This window comes from Paraburkholderia ultramafica (assembly GCF_902859915.1).
GTDB classification, from domain to species: Bacteria; Pseudomonadota; Gammaproteobacteria; order Burkholderiales; family Burkholderiaceae; genus Paraburkholderia; species Paraburkholderia ultramafica.
Window position 1 is genome coordinate 1 of the sequence record NZ_CADIKK010000083.1, and the last position, 8705, is coordinate 8705.

At 61.4% G+C, this 8705-nt stretch carries 10 protein-coding genes; 1 reads left to right on the forward strand and 9 read right to left on the reverse strand.

The features are described 5' to 3' along the window. Window positions 1-441: 441 nt before the first annotated feature. The 8 genes from HV744_RS35605 to HV744_RS35640 form a co-directional block, all read right to left on the reverse strand. Window positions 442-879, reverse strand: a complete 438-nt coding sequence (locus HV744_RS35605; protein ID WP_175153946.1) for a MarR family winged helix-turn-helix transcriptional regulator — start codon at window positions 877-879, stop codon at window positions 442-444. A gap of 748 nt (window positions 880-1627) precedes the next feature. Beyond that, on the reverse strand, window positions 1628-3001 hold the full coding sequence (locus HV744_RS35610) for a condensation domain-containing protein (RefSeq protein ID WP_175153940.1): 1374 nt from the start codon (window positions 2999-3001) through the stop codon (window positions 1628-1630). Between the two features lie 64 nt (window positions 3002-3065). Further along, a complete protein-coding gene (locus tag HV744_RS35615) occupies window positions 3066-3863 on the reverse strand; it encodes an MBL fold metallo-hydrolase (protein WP_175153941.1) in 798 nt (265 codons plus the stop codon). Between the two features lie 21 nt (window positions 3864-3884). Then, window positions 3885-4517, reverse strand: a complete 633-nt coding sequence (locus HV744_RS35620; RefSeq protein ID WP_246279368.1) for a class I SAM-dependent methyltransferase — start codon at window positions 4515-4517, stop codon at window positions 3885-3887. 40 nt (window positions 4518-4557) lie between these two features. Continuing rightward, on the reverse strand, window positions 4558-6081 hold the full coding sequence (gene mctP / locus HV744_RS35625) for a monocarboxylate uptake permease MctP (RefSeq protein WP_175153942.1): 1524 nt from the start codon (window positions 6079-6081) through the stop codon (window positions 4558-4560). Continuing rightward, window positions 6078-6314: a DUF3311 domain-containing protein gene (locus tag HV744_RS35630; protein WP_175153943.1), complete on the reverse strand. Its 237-nt coding sequence runs from the start codon at window positions 6312-6314 to the stop codon at window positions 6078-6080. Before HV744_RS35630 ends, mctP begins: the two co-directional genes overlap by 4 nt. A 249-nt stretch (window positions 6315-6563) precedes the next feature. Continuing rightward, on the reverse strand, window positions 6564-7466 hold the full coding sequence (locus tag HV744_RS35635; RefSeq protein WP_175153944.1) for a LysR substrate-binding domain-containing protein: 903 nt from the start codon (window positions 7464-7466) through the stop codon (window positions 6564-6566). A gap of 48 nt (window positions 7467-7514) precedes the next feature. Beyond that, on the reverse strand, window positions 7515-7727 hold the full coding sequence (locus HV744_RS35640; RefSeq protein ID WP_175153948.1) for an SDR family oxidoreductase: 213 nt from the start codon (window positions 7725-7727) through the stop codon (window positions 7515-7517). A gap of 17 nt (window positions 7728-7744) precedes the next feature. On the opposite strand from HV744_RS35640, the gene HV744_RS35645 reads away from it, so the two are divergent. Beyond that, a complete protein-coding gene (locus tag HV744_RS35645) occupies window positions 7745-8206 on the forward strand; it encodes a LysR family transcriptional regulator (RefSeq protein WP_281363701.1) in 462 nt (153 codons plus the stop codon). Window positions 8207-8343: 137 nt separating this feature from the next. Here the strand turns inward: HV744_RS35645 and HV744_RS35650 are convergent. Further along, the coding region (locus HV744_RS35650) for an elongation factor 1-alpha C-terminal domain-related protein (RefSeq protein WP_425497900.1) at window positions 8344-8705 on the reverse strand (362 nt) is incomplete at its 5' end.

Genomic DNA, 8705 nt, shown 5'->3' on the forward strand with positions numbered 1-8705 from the left:
TCGAGCGTAACAAAGCGCGTTTCCGCGTGAACGAGAGCTATCTGGCGAGCAAAAACTAACCGATGCAATACTCGAAGAGCAACTAATGGCGCCGCAATATTCTGCGTTGGGACGTCTGGCTGTCATTTTGGCTTTATTCGGAACGGTAGCGGGTTGTGCAAACTCAACGGCGGGCGGAACCCTGGATGTCGCCGATCACAGGGCGGTACAACTTCCGCGGTATTACCCTTGCCAAAGTCTGCACGTGAAACCGATGAGCTGTCCGCAGGGCTAACGGCAATGCTGCACAAACAGCACCGCTGTCACCGGACCGGGCGCGATCAAATTTGAAGTGCAACACCTTGATCTGCTAAGGTGCGCACATGAATCTACGCGTTCGATCAGACGATGCGAACATCAGCTCGTATGGAGCGGTGCGGTTCTGCCGCGGGGAATGGCGCGTCAGTCGTTGACGAACTTACGCAGCAGACGGCGCAATTCGTCGAATTCGGTCTTCGTGAACTTCTTCAGGCGGGCGTTCAGCACGTCGGGCGCGATCTCGGGAATCTGCTCGGCGACCGCCATACCGGCTTTGGTTAGCGAAAGATTCACGACGCGCCGGTCCCGTTCGTCGCGCGAGCGGGTCAACAGGCCTTTCGTTTCGAGCTTGTCGAGCATCCGCGTCATCAGGCCGGTATCGATGCCGAGCATCTTCGACAGTTCGAACGGTGTAGACGCCAGATTCTCCTTGAGCATCAGCATGATGCCCATTTGCTGACCAGAGATGTCGAGATCCTTCAGCGCGGCGTCCATCTCCGTCACGATCAGGTTACGCGCCTTGATGAGCGCGAAGCCGACGCTCTCCGTGACGTTGAAATTGTCTTTAGTGTAGTGACGCAAGCGGAATCTCCAGAACGAAAGCGATCTGACTGACCGATCAGATACTACCACATCAGGTTTTTCGCGCTTCTGCAGCGCCCTCTTGAGGCCGGGGCGCTTCGGCAGCTGGTTCAGATTGGCGCCCAGTTTCGAACACGTGCGCGACGGCTGCCCAATCCGGCCGGTTGCCCACAGCTCTTCGAGGAACGGAATCAGTGCGTCGAGCAGCCCGCATGCGGTCATCACTCTGAGGTGCAGTCGATTCACCATGATATCTCGACGAATGGGAACAATAAGCTGGACGCTACGGACGTTCGCGGAATCCATAGTTTGCGACGCCAGGATCGAAAGTTGATCGATAGCGGTCGGATTCGGACTCAACGCGATCACAACGGTGCGCCGAGAACCGCCCCCTTTCCCGACAGCCGTAGGATCCCTGCGTTGGGCGTGTATGTTGACGCAAATGCGAGAACGTTGTCACTGCGGAATCCGGGATGGACGCGCTTCGAGTGCTCACCTTGCGACCTGGCATCAATTGTCGCGAACGCGACTGTACTGTGCCCGCCGTTGCGCCACAACGACGAGTTTGTACCGTTCGTGCTTGCATTAGTCGCCGCAACGCCCCGCCGGCACGCGGGTTGATGCACGCCCAGCAGACAGGAGGTTCCGGCATCAGGGATATCATTCAACGGCGGCGCCGGCTAGAACGCGCAAGCGAACACGGCGCAGGCATGACGCCTCGCGCCCCGCGTAGGCTCTGAAAGCCTCGTCAGCTGCGCCGATCGCCGGCCGACCGTAACAAAAATTCGAACCGCTGGAACCATGCCGCATCATCCGCGCCCGAAATCGACGTCATCGTGACCGAGAGGCGGCCGCCCAAAGTCACAATACCCACCGTGGGCGCAGCGTCCCCGTTAAGCAACAGATACGCCGCGCTCACATACGGCCCGCGTTCCGGTCTGACTATGTCTGGAAAACGCCCAAGATTGGACAACACGGCCTGATATCCGAGTTCTTGCCGCAACGAATCATACGATGCGTATATGTCCGCGTCGACTTGGCTATCCGCGAGGAGCGAACGGGTCGCAGCCACTCTGCGATGCAGCGCAGGCAACGTTCGCGCCTGCGTCAGTTGTACCCGGGCCTCTCGCGCGACCTGCCAGAAGTCCCTGCCCGCATGAAGATCTAGTGAAGTGATCGCGGCGGCGATGTACAGGCCGAAGTCATCGACGATTCCAGGCAAATGGGACCGAACGTTGACCGGCGAAAGGATTCGCGCCGATACCCCCTCGAACGAGAGTGACCCCGCCGCGATCAGCGCGCCTTGCAGCGTCGTCTGCTCGAGACGACTTCGCTGCACAAGTGCGTCGAGGATGTCCGGCGCGATTTCAAAGCTTGTAACCGTCGGCCGCAGCCGTGGCGTCGCGCGCATCTGTGTTGAGTGCGATCCATGCGGGGGTGGGCAATCCGGCGCCTTTGTGACGATCTCTTCGACACTCCGACGCGCAGGCAGCGCAGGCAGCGCAGGGCGAGCATCGTCAACCCCGAACTCCAGAATCTCCCTCATCAGGTATGCGGCCGACGCGCCGTCCCCGATGGCGTGATGGACGGTCAGAATCAGATGCGATGCGTCCTCACCCAGCAACAGGCAAACTCGCAGTAGCGGTCCGCGGTCAGCATCGACAGGCTCGGTCAACTCCTGGACCGAGCGGACGCGCCAGTCATCCTTGTGGCAGCCCCGAATGACCTGCAACGGGATTGGCAGATCTACCGGGCAATACCTTGGCGGCAAGCCATCGGCACACGCAATCCGGACCCGCAGCGCAGGATGCCTGCGCTGCGCAGCGGCGAGTGCGGCACGCAGACGGTTCTCGTCGAACGATGCACACTCCAGCCTCTCCAGCCGGACCACGAGCAGGAAATGATGCGGCTCAATGCAATCGGTCGCCCACAGCGTGTGCTCAAAGGCGCCCAGTTCCCGAGTGAGGTCATGAGACCCCGCATCCTGTAAGCACGAACTTCGTGCTCGCTTTAGCCTCGCGGAAACAGACATCTGGAAACTCCCTCCAATTGTCAACAGCAGGTACGGCAACAGCTCCGCATAGGTCAGCGTGCGGGGTTCGCAAGGGTTTGCCTCCGGCACGGCACCCTCGACTGGTGCGTCTTGCTGCTGCGTGTTGCCGACGTTATCGCGCCTTGGCGCCCGTTCATTCCGCGAGCCCTCCTCCTCTCAGGTTGACCGGCAGCACGATCGACATCAACGCAGGCGCACGCAATGACTGATCGCGGGTCGTCCGCAGTGCCACGAATTCACTTTCAGTCACGCCGTCGCGCAAATGAATATTGTGTCTGCGCTGTTCGCCGATCGTCGTGAAAACTCGTGCAGGCTGGCCCGCCTGCGGGTAGTCGTGGCACACGAACAGTCTCGTCGAGTCAGGCAGCCCTAGAAGACGACCAATCGACTCGTACAGCGCCTGCGCATCTCCACCTGGGAAATCGCAGCGTGCGCTACCGAGTTCGGGCATGAACAGGGAATCGCCGGCGAACAACGCATCTCCGACGAGGTAAGCACTGTCGCTCAGGGTGTGCCCCGGCGTCGCGATGGCTCGCGCATGCAGGTTGCCAATTCGAAACGCTTCGTCGGGTTCGAACAGATGATCGTACCCGACGTAGTCCCCGGCCTCGCTGGTCACACCGAATATCCGCTGCACATCGAGCAGCCCTTGCCCTATTCCGGTTCGGCCGCCTATACGGCGCTTGAGCTCGGCCGCACCGGACAGATGATCGGCATGGACATGAGTGTCGAGTACCCACTCGACACTCAGGCGGCAGCGTTCGATGAAGCGGATCATCCGTTCCAGAGACTTCGTCGATATGCGGCAAGACACGATGTCGTAGTCAAGAACAGGATCGATGATTGCACTCGGCGACCCTTCACATTCGTAGACGATGTGACTCACCGTGCCCGTCGAGGGATCGTAAAAGGATTCAACATTCGGCAACATGAAAGACTCCTGTGTCGCGCACTACATGCGCGAGGTTTGAACGAGAAAGAACTCGCGCGCGGGCTGCGGTTTAACTGGATTCGAAGGCCGGTCGGTGTATCGCTCGATCTGCACGTAATTGAATCCGGCGTCAAAACAGGCGTTGCGAAGCGCCGTCTGGCCGTACACCTGAAAACCGTGTTCGGCGAACGGCATCGTCAGCGATGTCTCGGGCGTCATCGCTGCGATCACCAGCACGCCGTTTTCGCACAGCACGCGACGTATCTCCCGCAGTCCGGCAGTCAGATCCGGCCAAAAATAGACGGCGTTGATCGCGATGGCCTTGTCGAACACAGCGCACGGGAATGGCATGGCAGCGACGCTCGCGGTCTCCAGCAAGACCTGACCGTATTCCACGAATACCGCGTTACGCGAGCGGGCCGCCGCAATCATCGTGGGCGACACATCCACGCCAGCGAGCCTGAGGCGCGGCGCGCGGGTCAGCACGGACGCAAGGTGTCCGCCATTACCAACGCCGACTTCCAGGATGCGCTGATTCTCTTGAAGATCAAGCTTGCTGTAGGCCGTGTCAATCACCGCCGCGTTCACGTGTTCCATCATGTCGCCGACGGCATGACCGATAGCGCCCGTGGGATAACAGAGTTGCGACAGCAAGGCGCCGGCGTCGAGTCCGGCAAGCGCGTCATGAATGGCGTCAGAGCGGGAAGTCACTTTGAATTCCTTCAGGGCTGGATTTGAGAGTCAACACCGACCACGCGAGCACGACCCCAAGATTGGCGAGCAGCGCGATAACCGCGACATAGGCTGGCATGGCGACGCCGGCAAAATGCAGGGTGAAGGCCGCGCTTTTGAAGCCGTTTTCGGCCATCATCCAGGTGCCCGCCGCGAGACCGGCGGCCCAGCCGGCCAGCAGGCTGCGCGCCCGGATCGCGGGGACAAACAGCCCAAGCACGATGGCGGGGAGCGTCTGGGTAATCCAGACGCCGCCGAGCAACTGGAGCTGGATCGCATACTGCACGGGTACCAGCAGAACGAAGCCGAGTGCGCCGAACTTGACGAACAGCGATGCCTGTTTGGCCATGCGCGTTTCGCGTGCCGCGGAGCAATCGCGTGCGAAGAGCGGACGCCACACATTGCGGGTGAACAGATTGGCCGCGGCAATCGACATGATTGCCGCGGGCACCAGTGCGCCGATGCCGATCGCCGCGAACGCCACGCCCACGAACCATGACGGGAAGAAATGCAGGAACAGCGCAAACACAGCGAAGTTCGGACCGTATTGCCGGAACTGCGCCGCGTATTCAGGCATCGCAGCGACGCCTGATGAGAGCGCCATCACGCCGAGCAGCGCGACGAATGCAAGCATCAGCGAATAGGCAGGAAGCAGCGCCATGTTACGGCGGATCACGCGGTCTGACGATGCCGAGAGAGTCGCTGTCATCGAATGCGGATACAACAGCAACGCGAACGCCGATCCGAGTGCCAGTGTCGAATAGGACGAGTAGCCGTTGAGGCTTGCCGCATCGGGTGCTTTCAGCAGCAGCTTCGGCGCCGGCAACGCCGCAAACATGTGCGCGAAGCCGCCGAGCCTGGCCGGAATCACGATGATCGCGCCGATGATCGTCGCGTAGATCAGCAGATCCTTGACGACCGCGATCATCGCGGGTGCCCGCAGACCCCCGGACCAGGTGTAGATTGCCAGCACACCAAAAGCGATGAAGAGCGGCAATTCACCAGCCCAGCCGTGCGTCGGAAAACCGAGCGCGCCGAGCGTCACCTGGATGCCGACCAGTTGCAATGCGATGTAGGGCAGCGTCGCAAGAATGCCGGTCAGCGCAATGGCGAGCGCGAGCGGCCGATCGCTGAACCGTTGTTCGATGAAGTCTGCGACGGTCACGTGACCATGCTGGCGCGCGGCACGCCACAAGCGCGGCAACACGAGATACCCGAGCGGAAACACCATGATGGTGTACGGGACAGCGAAGAAACCCATCGCGCCCGCGGCGAATACGAGTGCGGGCACGGCGACGAACGTGTACGCGGTGTAAAGATCCCCGCCGATCAGAAACCAGCTCATCACCGTGCCAAGGCGCCGGCCTGCCAGCCCCCACTCCTGAATTTCGCTCAGGTCCGCTTGTCGCCATCGCGATGCGTACATACCGAGCACACTGACAAGCGCGAACAGCGCAACGAAGATAGCGATGGAGATGATGTTCATGCAGCATGGTCCCTGGGTGAACGATCTTTATCCGAATCCGACTTGCGCGCGACTCGGGCGTCGAAGAGATAGGCGGCGCCCGTCAGCAGTGCGCCCGCGAGGACGCAACCGGTTTGCCACCAGAAGAAGAACGGCCATCCGTCGAGCGTGGGCGCCACGCGGTTATAGAACGGGACGGACAGTGCGGCGGCAATCGGCACACAGAGCAGCAGAATGGAGAGGCGAGATTTCATGCGTCGAGGTCCATGGTGAGTGTCGAAATGTGCGTGCGCGCGTGCGCTCGTTGCGCGAAGCGCTGCTCGAAACGGGGCAACGGGCTTGCCATCTGATTGCTCGTTGAAGAGCGTCATCGTAGGCAGCATGGGAAGCGGGAAAAAGTGGGTCGCGGGCGTAATACCGTTTCCACGGAGAAACGACGCCGCGCAGAGAAAGTAAGGTGTGCGTTGCATGTAAGTGCATGCCGCACACCAGACACTGATGGATCAATCGTTGAGATATTCCGGCAAAGCCTCGACCAGAAAATCCACCGTCGCGCGCATGGCGGGCGACATGCCGCGATGCGACGGAAACACGAGGCTGAGCGTGCCCCGCGGGATATGCCAGTCAGGGAGAATCCGCACCAGCGTTCCCTGAGCGATGTCTGCGCGGCACAAGGGCGAAGGCAGCGCCGCGACGCCTATTCCGGCGGCGGCAGCGCGACGTGCGAGAGGTGCGTCATTACAGCGCATCCGCGGACGGTACGGCACGGTCGCGGTGCGCCCGTCGGCCGCGTGCAGCAACCAGGTGCTCCCTGCGTCGCGGCGGGCTAGCTGTATGCCTGCAACGCAATCCAGGTCCTCTGGCCGCTGCGGCAGACCCTGCGGGAACAACGTCGGGCTGGCCACCAGCGTCACGCGCGTCTGTGCCACGGGTCGGGCGATCAGGGACGACGTCTGCAACGGCTCGGTATGGCTTCGCAACGCGAGATCGTAGCCTTCCTCTACCAGATCGACGTAGCGGTTCGACGTCAGCAGATCGATATCGATCTTTGGATGCGCGGCCATGAACTGGGGCAGTAGATCGTCGAGCGCCATGCGCACGATGCCCGTGGCGCAGGTTATCCGCACCCGTCCGACGGGTTCGCTCAGGCGGGCCTGCGCCGCCTGCTCGGCATTGCGCACCTCATTCATGACGCGCAGGCAGTGTTCGTGGAAATCCGCGCCCGCTTCGGTTAGCGAGAACTTGCGGGTGGTCCGGTTCGCGAGCCGCAAGCCAAGCTCCTGTTCGAGCGCGCGCAGCCGCTTGCTTAGGGTGCCTTTTGGAACACCAATCGATTCGGCCGCGGCGGAAAAACCACGCTTCTCGACCACGACCGAAAAGTAATACAGATCATTGAGGTCGAGCATCGCGATCGTTTCCATCCAGCGACAATGAATTTATTTTAGGCCTTTGGCTCACAGCATGCGGCGGCCTACGCCGCCGTCGGCCTGGATCGTCGTGCCGTTGATGTAACTCGCGCGCCCGGAGGCCAGAAACGCCACGAGCGCGCCCAATTCTTCCGGTCGGCCGAGACGCTTGAGCGGCACTTCCGCTGCCGGTTCGGCAAGGCCTTTCTGTTCGCTCTTTCCGTCGGCGGCCAGCTTCTGCTTCAATGCGGACTCGCGGATCCCGTTAGTGGAATCACCTGCGTTTCTTTCTTGTGGTCTATCGGCACTGCACGCTTGCCGGCGCGTCGCGAGAGTTGAGCAGCAATTCTCCGATGGTCCGCCAGCAGCTCGCCGTACTGGAACACGACCTTAAGGCAAAGCTGTTCCTGCGTACGCCGCGAGGGTATGTGCCGACCGAAGCCGCCGATCAACTGGCGGATGTCGCCAGGCGTATGGAAGCCGCGGCCCTCGAAATCGAGAACCGTGCTGCTGGCGCGCAGGCAGGTGAATTCGATCCTTGCCCTCGTCCGAGCACTTCAAGAGGGGCTGGCATCGGCGAGTTACCGACCTATGTCGGCGACGAGGTGACGGGCCTCATCAGGGTACTGCCGGAGATTGGCGCGGCCTGCGACGTATGGCTCGGAACCCATGGCGATCTTCACCGCACGGCGCGCGCGTGGCTCCCGGTCGATGCGATCGCGCGGCAGTTCGGGACGTGAATGGGTTGACGGGTCTTGGGGTTTTTATCGGGCCCGCCGTTCACATGCGGTAGCCCAACCTGATGGACGATCGCAGCGGATCAACCGGCCGGCTCTTGAGGTCAACATTCCGCGCGACCTCCGTACACGCACGTCACTTACGCCGAAAACTCACGGATCATGCCGGCCGCGACGGTGTGATGCGTGGCCTCATCGATCAGCACGAACGCGCCGGTGCCCGGATGCGAGTCGTATGCGTCGGCGACGATCGGCTTTTGCAATGTCAACGACACGCGGCCGATATCGTTCATCGTCAGATCGTGGCGATCGGTGGCGTGCGACAGCGTATGCACGTCCAGTACCTGTTTGATCGCGCCGATACGCGCAATCACGGTGTTCGTGGTCTGCCTGAGCAGATACTTGCGTTGCGTCGACAGCGGCGTGTCGTCGAACCAGCACAGGTCGGCTTCCAGCTTCTTCGCCGGCTCCGGTGCCGCTTCACGCAGCACGAAGGTGTCGC